The following is a 13,663-nucleotide window of genomic DNA, read 5'->3' on the forward strand; positions in this document are numbered from 1 at the left end:
GAACGAAATTCCGCATGCCCTGGCTGATTTGAAAATGACATGGTCGCCTATCCGGCGTAGACAGGAGCGACCGCCGCCGGCGCGGCTTCAGATCGGTTTGCATTCGCGGGAAAGAACAGTGGCTCTCAAGAACGTCATCGGTATCGACCACGCCGTGGTCATGGTGAAGGACCTCGACAAGGCCGCCGAGAACTACCGGCAGCTCGGCTTCACGGTCTCCCCGCGCGGCACCCATAGCGCGCATATGGGCACCGGCAACTACACCATCATGTTCGACCCCGACTATATGGAGCTGCTCGGCGTGCTCGCCGCGACCGAGCACAACGCGCCCGCACGCACCTTCCTCGACAAGCGGGGTGAAGGCATCGAGCGCATCGCCTTCACCGCGGTGGATTCCGCCGCCGGCGCGGAGGAGATCCGCGCACGTGGCCTGACGCCGATCGGTCCGACCGATTTCGAGCGGCCGGTCACGCTGCCCGATGGCACGGTCTCGGCGGCCAAGTTCCGCACCTTCATGTGGCCGACCGCTGAAGCGCCGGGCGGCGTGCGCATCTTCGCCTGCCAGCACAAGACGCGCGAGACGGTATGGATCCCCGAGCTCATGAAGCACGCCAATGCGGCGAAGCGGATCAAGCAGACGCTGATCGCAACGCCTGAGCCGGCGAAAGAAGCTGCGCATCTCCGCCAGCTGATCGACCGCGAGCCAAAGGCGGAGGCCGATGGCGCCGTGACCGTGCCCTCCGGCGGCGATCGCGCCGACTTCGTCTATCTGACGCTGGAGCAGCTCGGAAAGCGTTATCCCGGCGTGCCGCTCGCCGGCCTTGCCGAGCGCGGCGGCGCCGCGCTGGTGCTCGTCAGCGGTGACCTCGCGGCGACGGAGAAAGCCCTGGGATCGACTGCTGTGCGCAGTGGCCCCGCGATCTGCGTCCCGCCCGCCAGGGCCAACGGCACCCTGCTCGCCTTCGTTACCGGCTGATTTGAACCAATTCTTTAACGAGGATTTACCCCGGCGGCCTTAGGATTCCCCGCAGTCCAAGCCACCGGGGCTCAACCCATGTTCAAAGAAGGATCGCCGATTGCCTATGATGCGCCGGCCGAACTGAAGAAGTGGCCGTCGCTGAAGGGCGAGAGGCAAAAGGATCGAGGTCCGCCCTATCTTGTCTACAACGGCACGCTCGCCGGCTGCGTCCGCGAGCTGATGGGCAAGCCCATCAAAGGCATCTCGCTCTACGATATCATGACGGTGCCGCAACCGGCCTTCGATCAGACCGTGCTGTCGCCCGGCGATGCCGCCGAGATCGCGATGCGCAAGGATTTCCCCAAGGACTAATTCGAGGCTTAGTTCGCAGCGCGGGTGCCGGCCGTCTTGCTCTGCTGCCTCGATGAGGAATCCGTCGGCGCGTCGAGAAAGACGACGGGCGTGCCGCGCTTGACGTTCTCGCCGAGCGCTCGCGCGTCCCAGTTGGTCAGCCTGATGCAACCATGCGATGCGGACTTGCCGACCCTATCGGGCTCGGCCGTCCCGTGGATGCCATAGCCCTGCGCCGAGAGGCCGATCCAGTACGCACCCACGGGATTGTTCGGACCCGGCTTGATGTCGAACGGCTTCTTGGATTTCACACTCTTGAACTTGTACTCGGGATTGTAATGATAGGTCGGCTGCTCATTGGTGCCTGTGACCTTCAGCGTCCCCGTCGGCGTCGGCCGATCCGGACTGCCGATTGACGCCGGATAGAACGCCACCAGACGACCGGAGGCCTCGTAAGCCTTCAGCGTCGCGCGCGTCTTGTCGATCTCGATCCGACCGATGCGAGGAAGCTCCCGTCGCGCCGGCACATTGGCCACGGCGATCGTCTCCCCGACCTTGTCGAAAGACCTGCCCGGATTGAGCGCCTTCAACAGCTCCTCGCTCATGTGGAATTTTTCAGCGAGGCCTTCGAGCGGACTGGTGTAGCTCAGCGCCTCCAGCGGCTTCATGTCGTCGAGCTTGGCGGGAAGCTTCTTCAGGAACGGCCCCTTCACGTCTGCATCGGTGATCTTGTACTCGACGAGAGCAGGACCTTCGCTGGCTGCATTCAGCCTATCCCAGAGTTCCGGAGCGATGGTCTTGTCGACGCTCAGTCCGTTCTGCTCGGCGAATGCCTTCAACGCTTTCTGCGCATTCTCGCCGAGCTTGCCGTCGATCTGGCCAGGCGAGAATTGCGCACGATCGAGCAATATCTGAAGCTTCGTCGCCGGCGCGCTGATCTTGTCGGCAGGTGGCAACTTTTCGGGGCGCGCAGCGTCGTTCACCGCTCTCGCATCGAGATTGCCCGCCAGCACCGGGCAGACCAACCACAGTGACATCACCGCGCCAAGCATCCATCGCATCATGATCGCTCGTCCCATCTTGCAAACAATGATCCGCAAAACCGCGGGGAAGCTTCTCCCGGGAACACCGTAGTAACACCGAAGGAACCGACGAGATCGCAGCTTTGCCGCAATCGGAGGGTTAAGAACTCCCTATCGCCGGCGCATCGCTGGCCGTTCATCCCACAGTTCGAGGTTGCCCCAGCAAATGCGATTTGTCGTCGCGGCTTGCGCCGCGTTTCTGCTTCTGATGTGCGACCTCGATCCGTCGGTGTCCCGGCAAACATCAACTTTCGACACCGTCGTTGTTCAGAACAACCATGCCTCGCCGCTGGTTCCTGTGGTCGAACTCTTCCTCGCCAGCGTGCAGGCGATCGAGCTCGCCAACGCGCGCGCGGCGCATGAGGAAACGATCGAGCCCCCACTCCCGACCGAGCCCGTCGCCGAGGGGCCGCCGTCGCCCACAGACCAATTCTGTCACGCTCTTCGCGAAGCCGCCGAGGCAAGCGGCATCCCGGTGCCGTTCTTCGCGCGCCTGATCTGGCAGGAGAGCCGCTTCAAGTCCAACGAGGTCAGCCACGCAGGCGCGCAGGGCGTTGCGCAGTTCATGCCTGAGACGGCCGCCGAGGTCGGGCTCGATGATCCGTTTGACCCGATGAAGGCGCTGCCGGCATCGGCCAAATTCCTGCGCAAGCTGCGCGACGATTTCGGCAATCTCGGCCTTGCCGCAGCCGCCTACAATGCAGGTCCCGGCCGCATCCAGAAGTGGCTTGCCAAGGAGAGCGAGCTGCCGCGCGAGACGCGCGACTATGTGCGCATCATCACCGGCACCAAGGCCGAGGACTGGACCGAGCGCTCTGACGCGCTTGCGATCCGGATCGACCTGCCGCGCGAAGCCCCTTGCGAAGGCATCGGCAGCCTCTCGAAGGCCAAGGACGTCGCCTGGGTTCCGGTCAACCTGACGCCCTCAGTCGCGACCATCATGCGCAAGGCCGAACAGCTCGCCGCGCGCCTGACGGCGAACCGTGCCCGCAAGCGGTTCGCCACCTTGCTCCGGAAGAACGCTTCTGCTCATGGCAAGGCGCGCAGCATGATTGCCGCGCGCGCGGCCGGAAAGAGCGCGAAAGCCCGCGCCGTCCGCTTCGCATCACGCGAACGGCCTTCGGGCTAGCGGTTCGGAGCCACCCGCTTGAGTGGCTCCGAGATCCATCGTCAGTCGATCTCCTCGATCACGCGCCGTTCGTGGGGCTCGATGACGTAGGTCCGGGTGTCGCGATGGATGTAGCGGTATTCGCGCAGATCCGGCGCCTCCCGATAGACCGTGCTCGGGAATTCCTCCACCTCGACGGTGTCAGGCACGCGATCGCCGACATGGATCTCGCTGCGCGCCGTGCTGCCGGTGGTCCGCGCCTCGCTCCGCCCTTCGGCACGCGTTTTCGCATGCTTGCGGATCACCTCGCGATCGCGATCGGAGAACTTGCTGGCGCTACGCTCGCGCGTAGTCGTCGTCGTTGTCGCGGTCGACTGCCCCGAATACGGCAGCACCGTCACGATTTTGTAGGTCGCTGGATCGACCACGACGATCTGGTCCTTCACCAGTGCAAAGCTATAGCCGCGATATTGCGGCACGATCTCCACGACATCGGGCGGCAGTGTCGAGAGCTGCACGTCGCGCGGCACCACCGTGCCGACATTCAGCGAGAAATTGACATTGGTCAGCGGCCGCACGTTCAGGTGCGAGATCGATGCGCTGATCTTGGTCTCCTGCTGCTTGTTGAGGTTGACGTCGGTTTGCGCCGCAGCCTGTGAACCGGTGCCGGACCGCTCGCCCTGCGCCTGATTGCTGGTCGGCGCCTGCTGGGCCTGGTTGGTCCCGGTCGCCGCAGGCGCTTGCTGGGCCTGGTTGCTGTTGGTCGGAGGCGGACTGGACCGATCCTGCGCCTGGTTGGTATTCGCCGGTGGCGGGTTGGCGCTCTGCTGCGACGCAGGCGGGTTGCCGGCCGTGTCCGAGTTCGCAGTGCCGCTTTGCGGACGCGAGGTGTCGGTGCTGTTCGCAGCATTGTTGGACGTGCCGGAACCGGAATTGGCAGCGCCGGATGACGGCGCGGGGTTCTGCGTGTTCTGCGCTGACGTTCCAGTCCCCGGCGATTGCGCCGGCTGCGATGTGGTCTGCGTACCAGTCGCGCCCGATGGCGAGGTGGTGGACGGCGTCGTGGAATTCGATTGGGTTTGCGGCGTCTGCTCGGACTTCGTGGTCGTGCTGGGCGACTGCGCAAAGGCGGCGTTCGCCAGCACCAGCCCCAAGGCGGTGGTTGCCAACAGGCGGATCATGGTTCACTCCCTTTCATCAAATGAACATGGGCTACTAACCTGCGCTAAATCCGCCAGTTCCACTTATTCCCGAGAGAAGGCTGGGCCGCTCCAGCACGGAACCTGCAATGCCATCGAAGAGTGCCGGGATCATCGTCTATCGAAGGCGCCGAAGGCTGGAGGTCCTTCTCGTTCATCCCGGCGGGCCGTTCTGGCGCAACAAGGATGCTGGCGCGTGGTCGATTCCCAAGGGGGAATATTCGGATGAAGAAGATGCGGAAACAGCGGCGCGGCGAGAGTTTGCCGAGGAGCTGGGGCTCGAGGTGCCCAGACCGTTGACTGAGCTTGGTCAGGTCAGGCAGCGCGGCGGCAAGCTCGTCACTGCATTCGCAGCCGAGCTCGACCTCGACGTGCGCAGCGTTCGCAGCAACATGTTCGAGATGGAGTGGCCGCCACGGAGCGGCAAGCGGCAGACCTTCCCGGAGGTCGATTGTGCCGAATGGTTCACGCTCGAAGCGGCGCGCGAGAAGATCAACGCAGGGCAACGCCCGCTGCTCGATCGGCTGGCGCAGCTGGCCGGCGGCGAGTAGAGACCGCCGCAACCATGGACCATTCGCGCGGGGCGCCTGTTCACTCCGCCTTGATGTTCGCGGCCGCCACCACCTCGGCAAGCTCCTTGGTCTCCTTCGCGATCTTGGCGGCGTAGTCGGCCGGGCTGAGCACGCTGACCACGCCCTGCGAGCCGAGCTTCTCCTCGATCGCCGGGTCCTTGGCCGCCGCCACGATTTCCCGGTGCAGCGTCTCCAGGATCGGCGCCGGCGTCGCCTTCGGCATGAAGAAGCCGACCCAGAACGAGATGTCGAAGCCGGGATAGCCGGCTTCCGCGACGGTCGGCACATCAGGCAGCGCCGGCAGCCGCTCGGCCGACGACACCGCGAGCGCGCGCAGCTTGCCGGCCTTGACCAGCGGCACGGCGGAGAGCGGATCGAACACCGCCAGCACCTCCTGCGCGAGAATGCCGACCTCGGCCGCCGAGCCGCCGCGATAGGGCACGTGGATCAGCTTGATGCCGGCCTTCTGGCTCAGCAGCTCCATGGCGAGATGGGCCAGATTGCCGTTGCCGCCCGAACCGTAAGCCAGCGCGCCGGGCGCGGCTTTCGCCGCGGCGACAAGGTCGGCGACGGTCTTGATGTCAGCCGTCTTGGGATTCTCCGGATTGACCACGAGCACCAGCGGCGCCGAAACCGCGGTTGTGAGCGGCGCGAAATCCTTTTCCGGGTCGTAGCGGATATCCCTGAACAGCGTCTTGTTCAGCGTGATGGTGGACGAGTTGCAGGCCAGCATGGTGTAGCCGTCGCCGTCCGCATGCGCGACGCCCTCTGCGGCGATCATGCCGTTGGCGCCGGCACGGTTCTCGACCACGAAGGGCTGCCCGAGCTTGCTGCCCAAGCGATCGCCGATGATGCGCGCGACCACATCAACCGGTCCGCCCGCGCTGAAGCCGACCATGATCTTGACCGGCCGCACCGGATATTTCTGCGCCGTGGCCTCCGTCGACAGCACGGAGGCGCACAAGCCGGCAATGAGGGCCAGCAGGCGGGCGGTTCGTTGCATTGCTTCTCTCCCGAGACCTCGTGAGCGCCGCTTGTGCAGGCTTGTTCATGCGACGCAATTCCATGAATAGCGGTCGCGCCGGATTTCGCAATCGCGTTTGCGCGCCGGCATTCCGCCGCACGGCACATGCGCACCCCTTCGCACCAAAAAATGCGAAAACAACCCCATGCACAGTAGACGGCCCCAGTCGAAACAAGGACTTAGGCCGAGGCAACGATCTTCGTATTTTTCGAAACCGGCTTTGACTCGTCGGGCAAATCAGGGGCATAATGGCATCATCGCGATCACCGTGAAGTCCACGGCCCACCGGGCCATGGCTGCCTCGTTTCGATCGCGCATAAGCCCTCCATCGACATCTGAACATCGCAACCGCCGCACGGCAGCTGCGCGGGTCGGCCTCGCCCAGCGAGCCCCCCGCTCCTGCGTGGGCGCATAAGGACATATCGACATGACGACAGCCCTGACGCGCGACAGCACGACACCGGTCGGCAAATATGACGGCAGCAGGCCGAGCCCGCGGATCAAGCTCGCCCGGCGACGCATCCTGATCCGGCATCCCGACGCGCAGGCCGGCGAACGGCTGCTGGCCGAGGCGCTCGGCGCCGTCGACCGCGATGCGCTGCATGGCATGCTCAGGCAGTTGATGAAAGCCAGCGCGGTCTTGCAGAAGCCCGATGAGGCCAACCTCGCCTTCATGATCTCGATGATGAAGGGCATCGCGCCCAGGGATTCGCTCGAGGCAATGCTGACGGCGCAGATGGTGTCCGTTCACGTCGCCACAATGCGCTCCGCCTGCCGCCTCGCCTTCACCGAGGATCTCTCGCAGCAGGAAGGCATCGCACGCACATTGACCCGTCTGGCCCGCACCTTCGCAGCCCAGATGGAGGCCCTCAATCGCCACCGCGGCAACGGTGAACGGCCGATCACCGTGCAGAATCTCTCGGTGCAGGATGGCGGCAGCGCGATCGTTGGCAATCTCACGCAGCAGGCGCACCTGATCGTTGCCGATCCGGGCATCGGGACAGAGGCAGGACCGGTCCCGCCCCGCGACCTCAGTGAACGCGAACACTATCGTGTCGAGGCAACGCGAGGCACCACCGCATGAGTGCCAGGCCCATCCGCAACATCAGCGCGATGTCGGCGAGCCCGCGATGCGGCGCCGCGACCCGAAGCGGGCTCACCTGCCGCGCGCCGGCCGTGCGAGGCAAGCTCCGCTGCCGCATGCACGGCGGCGCCGCGGGATCGGGCGCGCCATGGGGCAACCGCAATGCGCACAAGCATGGTGCCTTCACACAGGAACGGATCGCGGAGCGAAGGGCGATCCGGGCGCTGTTCGACGATGCGGCAAAGCTGCTGGGGGAGATGGCGCCAGGCAGCCTGCCAGAAAGGGATCAGACTGACTAAGGCAGGATGAGTTTTGGTTGAATCGATGGGGGCTCAGGGTTCGATCCACCTCTCCCGGTCGGGGAAATCACCGACAGCCCGCCGAACCTAATTTCATCATGCTCCAGCTTGAAGGTGCCAGCTCTGCCAGCGATTGGCTCGCACGCGTCAGCATCGTTGCTTCTTGAATTCGTCGCGATTTGCGGCCTGTTCCCAAGGAACGACCGCTGGCGCATTTTGTTGGCCGGCTAACAGCAATGGAGGTTTCCAATGAGAGTTAGCGACGTAATGACTCCCGACGTGCAGCTTTGCACGCCGCAGGACAGCATCAGGGACGCAGCCGAGGCGATGGCGACGCTCAATGTCGGCCTGCTGCCCGTGGCTGAATATGACCACCTTGTCGGCATGATCTCGGACCGCGATATCGCAACGCGAGGGGTCGCAATGGGCCTCGGACCCGACGCACCAGTGCGGAATGTCATGACCACAGACGTCAGATACTGCTACGAGGACCAGGACATCGACGAGGTCACCCGGAACATGGCCGAGATCCAGGTGCGGCGGCTGCCCGTGCTCAATCGAGGCAAGCGGCTGGTCGGCATCATCGCACTCGGCGATATCGCCGTATGCAAGCCGGGCGACGGTGCGGCGAAGGCGCTGCACGGAATTTCGCAAGCAGGCGGACAGCATGCGGGCGCGATAACCGGCTGAGGCAGCCGTCGCGCAGGGAATCGCTCAGGTTGCCCGGCTGCAGGCCTGGCCAAATGGACGCGCGGAGGAGAACCGAACATGGCCTGGGTCGGCGATTGGCGAAATCAGTTCGGCTCGATCTTGCGCATCACTGACGATGCGAACGGCCGCATCGAGGGGAACTTCGAGACCGCGCTCGAGGACAGCGGCTTTTACGGCCAGGCGGTGCCGATCACCGGCTTTCACAAGGGCAATTGCATCGCCTTTGTCGCAGTCGGCTCGTCTGCGACGGGCGACCGCGCGGTCTCCTATACCGGATTGCTGCGTCACGCAAAGATGGAGACCGCCTGGTTCGTGATCGCTGACCAGGTGCTGAGTGCGTCCAGGGAGGGCGAGCCGGCGAAGCTCAAGCCGGTAAACTGGTGGCGCGCCGTGACAACGAACATCGATACGTTCGAACGGACCTGAAGCGCGATGATCTAAAGCGGGGCGAAATTTGAGCAATTCGATGTGCGCTCAGCGCCTCGATCTACCTCTCCCATCGGGAGAGGTCGGAGTGCATCGAAGATGCGATCCGGGTGAGGGGTTCTGGTCTCACTGGGTGCCGCAGCCCCTCACCCGGATTGCGCTGGACGATGCTTCGCATCGCCAGGACAATCCGACCTCTCCCCGTAGGGGAGAGGTGAATCACCAACAGTCCCTCCAAACCTAATCTCGTCGCGCTTTAGAGAGGCCACATTCCGGAACGAGGAGGGGAAACAACCATGCGGGCTGCATGACGCGTTCACCCTCGCGAAACGCCGCAATCGTCGCTTTGGCTACATCACCGGCTGCGCGCCAAGAGCTAGGGCGGCGCGCTTGTCTGATCGGCGGCAGAAATTTGCAGACCGGCCTCTTCCAGCGCCTGGGCAATCTGCTTCGCCAGCAGCTTGGCCTCCTCGGTCCCGATTTGCGCGTCCGGATGTCCTTTGAAGAACGCGCAAATGGTCGTGGCGATGATGGTGTTCACCTGGTGCAGATCAACCATTTGATGCACACGAAGTTGCGAACGGACTCAAACCCGACCGGGGCGCGCGTTGTCCCGAAGGGAGCGTGCTCAACGCAAGCCGAAGAATGACAGAATGGCTGCGACGACGACGACCAATCCCACGAGGTAAATCAGGCCGTTCATTCGCGTTCTCCTTTTCGATGGGGTGACTGAAACTAGCCCGGGGGCGTAAGTCCGCCCTTGGCGCTGCACTGCTCAACGAGCGCGAGCTTTTCGAGCTGAACTTCCTTCTCTATGGCCGCCAGAGAATTGCCGATCTTTTCGACGATCCTGACCAGGTCGGAATCGGAGATCTTGAGGCGCCTTCGAACGGATTTGACTTGCTTTGCGTTCGCAAGATCAAGCGTCGTGCGAATGACCCGTGGCGGTCTCGAGCTCAGCATGAACGAATCTCCTGACTGGAGTAAGAGCGAGGACGTCCGTTTTGTTCCGGTCTTCCGTCAAACCGGCAGCGGCGGCCTCAAAATGGCGCGTCAACTTCGCGACGCGGACGCCGCTCCTTTGACAGTTTCGAAATTGGCACGCTGCAACGTGGCGCGTCTCTCCGCGATGGCATTGCTCAACAGCCCGAGCACAAGACCAAAAGCCGCGAGTTCGTCTTCCTCAATAGCGCCGTCATCGTAGCACTCGAGCGTTTCAGCGATGATGGCGTCGGCCTCGCGCTGCAGAGCCACAAGCTCCTGGCTGGATCCGGCGGTTCGCGCGCTGGACACCATGGCCAGGATTCTCTTGCGGTGGCTGTTGGTTTCCTCTCTTTCGTCGCGATTGAGATAACGACGAAACCAGGCGGCGGCCGAGCCGATCCCGGAGAGAAGCAGCAGCCCGAACCAGAAGTAGTCGCCGTAACGATCGAGAAACGTCCGTTCGTTGCCGTCGATGACAGCCGCCGCTCCCCGATGCACCGGTAGCTCGGTGTCCTTGTCGACGTCAGGCTTGGCAATGTGCGCAGCACCCGGGACCTGCCTTGCGATCGCCTGGCGAACGGCAAAGAGCTGCCGGAAAAAGGCGGCAACTGTCGTTTCAGGCAGGGACTTTCTCGCCACGATCAGGTGGCTGACACTCACCGTTTCAACCTTGTCGCCCGGCCAGGCCGGATCGGCATTGAAGACGCTGGGCGGAATCTCCTCCGATTCATACCGCGGGTGCTTGAGGGCGATGGCTTCCGATGTCTCGATGGCGAGAAACTTCGGTTCGCCGCGCAGCCGCGCCGTCGCAGCCACGGCATCGGAAGTGATCTTGCTGTCGAGCGGCCCCACCGCCATGTAGGCATCGAGGGTTGGATCGGCCGCCAGCTCCTCGGTCTGATCCGTGCCAAAATGTGTCACGACGACCTTGTCCGCCTCCACTCCGGAGGCGCTCAGGATGACGCGCAGCAATGCAGCGTTGACCGGAGTCCGGCCGATCACGCCGACCCGGCGCCCCGCGAGATCGGCAACTTCCTTGATTTTCGGCAATGGCTTTCTCTTCGGCGTCTTGCCGGCAGCTCGAGAAGGGGCCCAGAGCACGACGAAGTTCTTGCGAACCACGGCGACCGTCTGTGCCTCCGCGGGCATCTCCAGATCGCCACGGCCGACGGCGAGGTCGGCTTTGCCAGCCCCGAGCAGGGCAAGCGACTCCACCGCTCCCTCTGTCTTGATCGGATGCAGCCTGACAGCCCGGCTTTCGCCGCCGAAGGTATCCGCCATCGCCTGAACGACTTTGTAGTCGTCGCTACCTGGTGGTCCAACGGCGATCCGGAGAACGTCCGGCCGCAATGCATAATAGAGTGCGCCCGCCGCGGCGCCAAAGACAAGGAATCCCACGGCGAGAACCAAGAGCAAGGAATTGCCCCTTCTCCGCTCTCGACGGGCCGCCTCGCTGGTCGTCTGACTTGTACGCTCGGACGAAGACATGGCGCCGCTGGCCGCAGATGAAGCCGCTTGCTGCGTGGCAGGATGCCACGTTTTCCCGGTTATAACGTCTGGCGGACGTCCTGGTTCGTGACCGCCGCCTGAGGCCGCGCTGATGCGCTTGCCACGGCAGGCATAAGGCAAGGCCGTGCTTCGCCGAACCGATTTCGGTCGCAAAAAACCGGCATCTGTAGATGTGCCCGGATCGCGCAGCGCCTCTGCACGCAATGCGCGCGACCAGTATCGCACTCACGCGCCAGCATGGCCGCGCTTAGCATAGGTTAGTGGAACTCACCAAAGATGCTCGATTCCGGCCTGTCCGGATCAGCCGCCGTATTTTGGTTCAGGATTGTTCTGTCTCTGCGGCGGGGCAGGCTTCACGAACCTGGAGACCTGCAATGCGCCGTCAGTTTGCGTTTATCGTTGCTTTCCTTCTTGCGATTACCTTCGGCATTGCCGATGCACGCCCTGTCCGATCCCTCCCCGCCGCGCCGCGGGAGTGCAATGTCATTATGCCGTGCGACTTCACCGGCTCCAGCATACGCACCCGCACGATGGTGTCGCGATTTCCCATGCAGCGTGAGGTGATGGGACCCGCCGCCATGCAGGTTGCGACGGCAGAGGGCGCCGGCCGGGTCGTCGGGGGCCGCCCATCCGGCTGCCCGCATTCCTTCTGCGGTTGCGCAGCATCCATTCGCGTGTTTGGCCGCATCGTGCCGGGGTTGAACCTGGCCGCCAACTGGCTGCGCTTTCCGCGGACATCGCCGGCGCCGGGCATGGTCGCCGCGCGACACGGGCACGTCTTCGTTCTCGAGCAACATGTCGGCGGCGACGTCTGGATGGCGTATGACGGCAATTCGGGAGGCCGGGCAACCCGCATTCACGCGCGATCGTTGCGCGGCTATGCGGTGGTCAATCCGCGGGTCGGTTGACCTGCGCCTGCGGGGCACGCGAGCTGCGTCCCTTGCATGCAGGCCATGACAGGCCCTCCAGGCAAGGGGTTGCTCCGCGAGCTCGCGGCATGACCTGACCACTCCGCGCAACAGAGCATGTCGCCGTGCCATCGCCCCGCCTTGGCACGGCCGCTCCGATCGTGTAACGCGACACGAAAGTTGCCGGGACGAGATACTCATGGAGACTGCTGCCGACGACGCGGGCACCGCCACCCGCACGCTGATCTTTGCGCTTGTCGCACTCGCCTGCGGCCACATGCTCTCCACTCTGCTGCGCACCATTCCGGCCGTCAGCCTCGATCTCATGGCGGCTGATTTCCACATCGAGCCGCAGGCCCTCGCCAGCCTCACCTCGATCTATCCGTTTGCCTTTGCCGCGGCGCAGATCCCGGTCGGCGCGGCGATGGACCGCTTCGGCGTGCGGCCGGTGTCGCTGAGCCTGCTCGCGGGCACCGTGCTCGGCGCGGTGGCATCGGGCTTCGCCACGGGGGCTGCGAGCTTTGCGGTCGGGCAATTCATGCTGGGAGTCGCCACCTCGGGCATGCTGATGTGCCCGATGACGCTGGCAGCCAAGCAATTGTCTGCGGCGCGGTTCGGGCTGTGGTCGGGCGCCATCCTCTCGATCGGCAATATCGGCATGCTGCTGTCGGCGAGTCCGCTCGCCTTCGTGGTCGACGCCTACGGCTGGCGCGCCGGGTTCTGGATATCCGCCCTCGGCGGTGTTGCGGTCGCGCTCGCGGTGTTCGCGCTGGTGCCGCACCAGGCGGCCGAGCACAAGGACGATTCCTCGCCGCTGTCGCAGATGATCGAGGTGCTCAGGCTCGGCCTCTCGCGCCCGTTGCGTGGGCTGATCGCGCTCGCGCTGGTGTCGCTGGCGACCTCGCTGGTGCTGCGCGGCCTGTGGGGCGGGCCGTGGCTGATGCAGGTGAAGGGATTGTCGCGGGTCGAAGCCGGCAACCAGCTCGGCGCGTTCACGCTGGCGATGATCGCGGGGCCGCTGTGCATCGGCATGATCGATCGCAGGCTCGGCCGCCGCCGCGCGCTGGTGGCGGGCTCGCATATGGTCGGGGCGCTGCTGCTGGCGCTGATGGCGCTCGGGGCGCCGCAGGCTGCGGTGTCGATGTTGTTCGGCGTGCCCGTGATGCCGCCGCAATACGATCTCGTGCTGTTCGTGCTGATCGGCCTTGCGACCTCCGCCCAGCCGCTGTTGTTCGGCATGTCCCGTCAACTCGTCGATGCGCAGGTGGCGGGCAAGGCACTCGCAGCCGTGAACCTTGCGTTCTTCCTCGGCGCGGCTCTGATGCAGTCGGTGACGGGCGCAGTGGCGGCGCTCGCCGGATTGCCGGCCGTGCTGCTGTTCATGGCTGCCATGCTGGCACTCGGCGTGCTGATCTTTTTGACTTACACGACGCAGCGTTCGTAGGATG

General features: G+C 64.3%; 16 protein-coding genes. 10 read left to right on the forward strand and 6 right to left on the reverse strand.

Annotation, left to right across the window (positions count from 1 at the left end):
* Nucleotides 1–118 precede the first annotated feature (118 nt).
* Together P6U31_RS26155 and P6U31_RS26160 are read left to right on the forward strand one after the other, a co-directional pair.
* On the forward strand, nucleotides 119–976 hold the full coding sequence (locus P6U31_RS26155; RefSeq protein WP_407184636.1) for a VOC family protein: 858 nt from the start codon (nucleotides 119–121) through the stop codon (nucleotides 974–976).
* A 78-nt stretch (nucleotides 977–1,054) separates the two neighbouring features.
* Nucleotides 1,055–1,330 (forward strand): hypothetical protein, encoded by a 276-nt coding sequence (locus tag P6U31_RS26160; RefSeq protein ID WP_407184637.1) that lies wholly within the window; start codon nucleotides 1,055–1,057, stop codon nucleotides 1,328–1,330.
* A gap of 8 nt (nucleotides 1,331–1,338) precedes the next feature.
* Here the strand turns inward: P6U31_RS26160 and P6U31_RS26165 are convergent, their stop codons facing one another.
* On the reverse strand, nucleotides 1,339–2,373 hold the full coding sequence (locus P6U31_RS26165) for a L,D-transpeptidase family protein (protein ID WP_407184638.1): 1,035 nt from the start codon (nucleotides 2,371–2,373) through the stop codon (nucleotides 1,339–1,341).
* 184 nt (nucleotides 2,374–2,557) lie between these two features.
* Between P6U31_RS26165 and P6U31_RS26170 the strand changes: the two genes are divergently transcribed.
* Nucleotides 2,558–3,520, forward strand: a complete 963-nt coding sequence (locus P6U31_RS26170; protein WP_407184639.1) for a lytic transglycosylase domain-containing protein — start codon at nucleotides 2,558–2,560, stop codon at nucleotides 3,518–3,520.
* A 41-nt stretch (nucleotides 3,521–3,561) separates the two neighbouring features.
* Here the strand turns inward: P6U31_RS26170 and P6U31_RS26175 are convergent, their stop codons facing one another.
* Complete coding sequence (locus tag P6U31_RS26175; RefSeq protein ID WP_407184640.1) at nucleotides 3,562–4,680, reverse strand: DUF1236 domain-containing protein; 1,119 nt, start codon at nucleotides 4,678–4,680, stop codon at nucleotides 3,562–3,564.
* Between the two features lie 107 nt (nucleotides 4,681–4,787).
* Between P6U31_RS26175 and P6U31_RS26180 the strand changes: the two genes are divergently transcribed.
* A complete protein-coding gene (locus P6U31_RS26180) occupies nucleotides 4,788–5,249 on the forward strand; it encodes an NUDIX domain-containing protein (protein ID WP_407184641.1) in 462 nt (153 codons plus the stop codon).
* A 40-nt stretch (nucleotides 5,250–5,289) separates the two neighbouring features.
* Here P6U31_RS26180 and P6U31_RS26185 read toward each other — a convergent pair whose 3' ends face one another.
* Entirely contained in the window at nucleotides 5,290–6,273 is a 984-nt protein-coding gene (locus tag P6U31_RS26185) for a Bug family tripartite tricarboxylate transporter substrate binding protein (protein ID WP_407184642.1), read from the reverse strand.
* Between the two features lie 448 nt (nucleotides 6,274–6,721).
* Between P6U31_RS26185 and P6U31_RS26190 the strand changes: the two genes are divergently transcribed.
* The 4 genes from P6U31_RS26190 (at nucleotide 6,722) to P6U31_RS26205 (ending at nucleotide 8,814) form a co-directional block, all read left to right on the forward strand.
* Nucleotides 6,722–7,378, forward strand: a complete 657-nt coding sequence (locus tag P6U31_RS26190; RefSeq protein ID WP_407184643.1) for a hypothetical protein — start codon at nucleotides 6,722–6,724, stop codon at nucleotides 7,376–7,378.
* Complete coding sequence (locus tag P6U31_RS26195) at nucleotides 7,375–7,677, forward strand: HGGxSTG domain-containing protein (protein WP_407184644.1); 303 nt, start codon at nucleotides 7,375–7,377, stop codon at nucleotides 7,675–7,677. Before P6U31_RS26190 ends, P6U31_RS26195 begins: the two co-directional genes overlap by 4 nt.
* 249 nt (nucleotides 7,678–7,926) lie before the next feature.
* Nucleotides 7,927–8,367, forward strand: coding sequence for a CBS domain-containing protein (locus P6U31_RS26200; RefSeq protein ID WP_407184645.1), 441 nt, complete (start codon nucleotides 7,927–7,929; stop codon nucleotides 8,365–8,367).
* Nucleotides 8,368–8,445: 78 nt separating this feature from the next.
* Nucleotides 8,446–8,814 (forward strand): avidin/streptavidin family protein, encoded by a 369-nt coding sequence (locus tag P6U31_RS26205; RefSeq protein ID WP_407184646.1) that lies wholly within the window; start codon nucleotides 8,446–8,448, stop codon nucleotides 8,812–8,814.
* Nucleotides 8,815–9,190: 376 nt separating this feature from the next.
* On the opposite strand, the gene P6U31_RS26210 is transcribed toward P6U31_RS26205, so the two are convergent.
* From P6U31_RS26210 to P6U31_RS26220, 3 genes are all read right to left on the reverse strand, one after another.
* Entirely contained in the window at nucleotides 9,191–9,373 is a 183-nt protein-coding gene (locus P6U31_RS26210; protein ID WP_407184647.1) for a hypothetical protein, read from the reverse strand.
* Between the two features lie 176 nt (nucleotides 9,374–9,549).
* A complete protein-coding gene (locus P6U31_RS26215) occupies nucleotides 9,550–9,777 on the reverse strand; it encodes a hypothetical protein (protein WP_407184648.1) in 228 nt (75 codons plus the stop codon).
* Nucleotides 9,778–9,867: 90 nt separating this feature from the next.
* Nucleotides 9,868–11,286, reverse strand: coding sequence for a TAXI family TRAP transporter solute-binding subunit (locus P6U31_RS26220; protein ID WP_407184649.1), 1,419 nt, complete (start codon nucleotides 11,284–11,286; stop codon nucleotides 9,868–9,870).
* Nucleotides 11,287–11,681: 395 nt separating this feature from the next.
* Between P6U31_RS26220 and P6U31_RS26225 the strand changes: the two genes are divergently transcribed.
* Together P6U31_RS26225 and P6U31_RS26230 are read left to right on the forward strand one after the other, a co-directional pair.
* Nucleotides 11,682–12,215, forward strand: coding sequence for a hypothetical protein (locus tag P6U31_RS26225; RefSeq protein WP_407184650.1), 534 nt, complete (start codon nucleotides 11,682–11,684; stop codon nucleotides 12,213–12,215).
* A 199-nt stretch (nucleotides 12,216–12,414) separates the two neighbouring features.
* Entirely contained in the window at nucleotides 12,415–13,659 is a 1,245-nt protein-coding gene (locus P6U31_RS26230; protein WP_407184651.1) for an MFS transporter, read from the forward strand.
* The last annotated feature ends 4 nt before the right edge of the window (nucleotides 13,660–13,663 follow it).

The organism is Bradyrhizobium centrosematis (assembly GCF_045571495.1).
Lineage (GTDB): Bacteria > Pseudomonadota > Alphaproteobacteria > Rhizobiales > Xanthobacteraceae > Bradyrhizobium > Bradyrhizobium centrosematis.

Coding starts and splice junctions, on each gene's coding strand:
- P6U31_RS26160 (WP_407184637.1), top strand. CDS start 1,055: ATGTTCAAAGAAGGATCGCCGATTGCCTATGATGCGCCGGCCGAACTG.
- P6U31_RS26165 (WP_407184638.1), bottom strand. CDS start 2,373: ATGATGCGATGGATGCTTGGCGCGGTGATGTCACTGTGGTTGGTCTGC.
- P6U31_RS26170 (WP_407184639.1), top strand. CDS start 2,558: ATGCGATTTGTCGTCGCGGCTTGCGCCGCGTTTCTGCTTCTGATGTGC.
- P6U31_RS26175 (WP_407184640.1), bottom strand. CDS start 4,680: ATGATCCGCCTGTTGGCAACCACCGCCTTGGGGCTGGTGCTGGCGAAC.
- P6U31_RS26180 (WP_407184641.1), top strand. CDS start 4,788: ATGCCATCGAAGAGTGCCGGGATCATCGTCTATCGAAGGCGCCGAAGG.
- P6U31_RS26185 (WP_407184642.1), bottom strand. CDS start 6,273: ATGCAACGAACCGCCCGCCTGCTGGCCCTCATTGCCGGCTTGTGCGCC.
- P6U31_RS26190 (WP_407184643.1), top strand. CDS start 6,722: ATGACGACAGCCCTGACGCGCGACAGCACGACACCGGTCGGCAAATAT.
- P6U31_RS26195 (WP_407184644.1), top strand. CDS start 7,375: ATGAGTGCCAGGCCCATCCGCAACATCAGCGCGATGTCGGCGAGCCCG.
- P6U31_RS26200 (WP_407184645.1), top strand. CDS start 7,927: ATGAGAGTTAGCGACGTAATGACTCCCGACGTGCAGCTTTGCACGCCG.
- P6U31_RS26205 (WP_407184646.1), top strand. CDS start 8,446: ATGGCCTGGGTCGGCGATTGGCGAAATCAGTTCGGCTCGATCTTGCGC.
- P6U31_RS26210 (WP_407184647.1), bottom strand. CDS start 9,373: ATGGTTGATCTGCACCAGGTGAACACCATCATCGCCACGACCATTTGC.
- P6U31_RS26215 (WP_407184648.1), bottom strand. CDS start 9,777: ATGCTGAGCTCGAGACCGCCACGGGTCATTCGCACGACGCTTGATCTT.
- P6U31_RS26220 (WP_407184649.1), bottom strand. CDS start 11,286: ATGTCTTCGTCCGAGCGTACAAGTCAGACGACCAGCGAGGCGGCCCGT.
- P6U31_RS26225 (WP_407184650.1), top strand. CDS start 11,682: ATGCGCCGTCAGTTTGCGTTTATCGTTGCTTTCCTTCTTGCGATTACC.
- P6U31_RS26230 (WP_407184651.1), top strand. CDS start 12,415: ATGGAGACTGCTGCCGACGACGCGGGCACCGCCACCCGCACGCTGATC.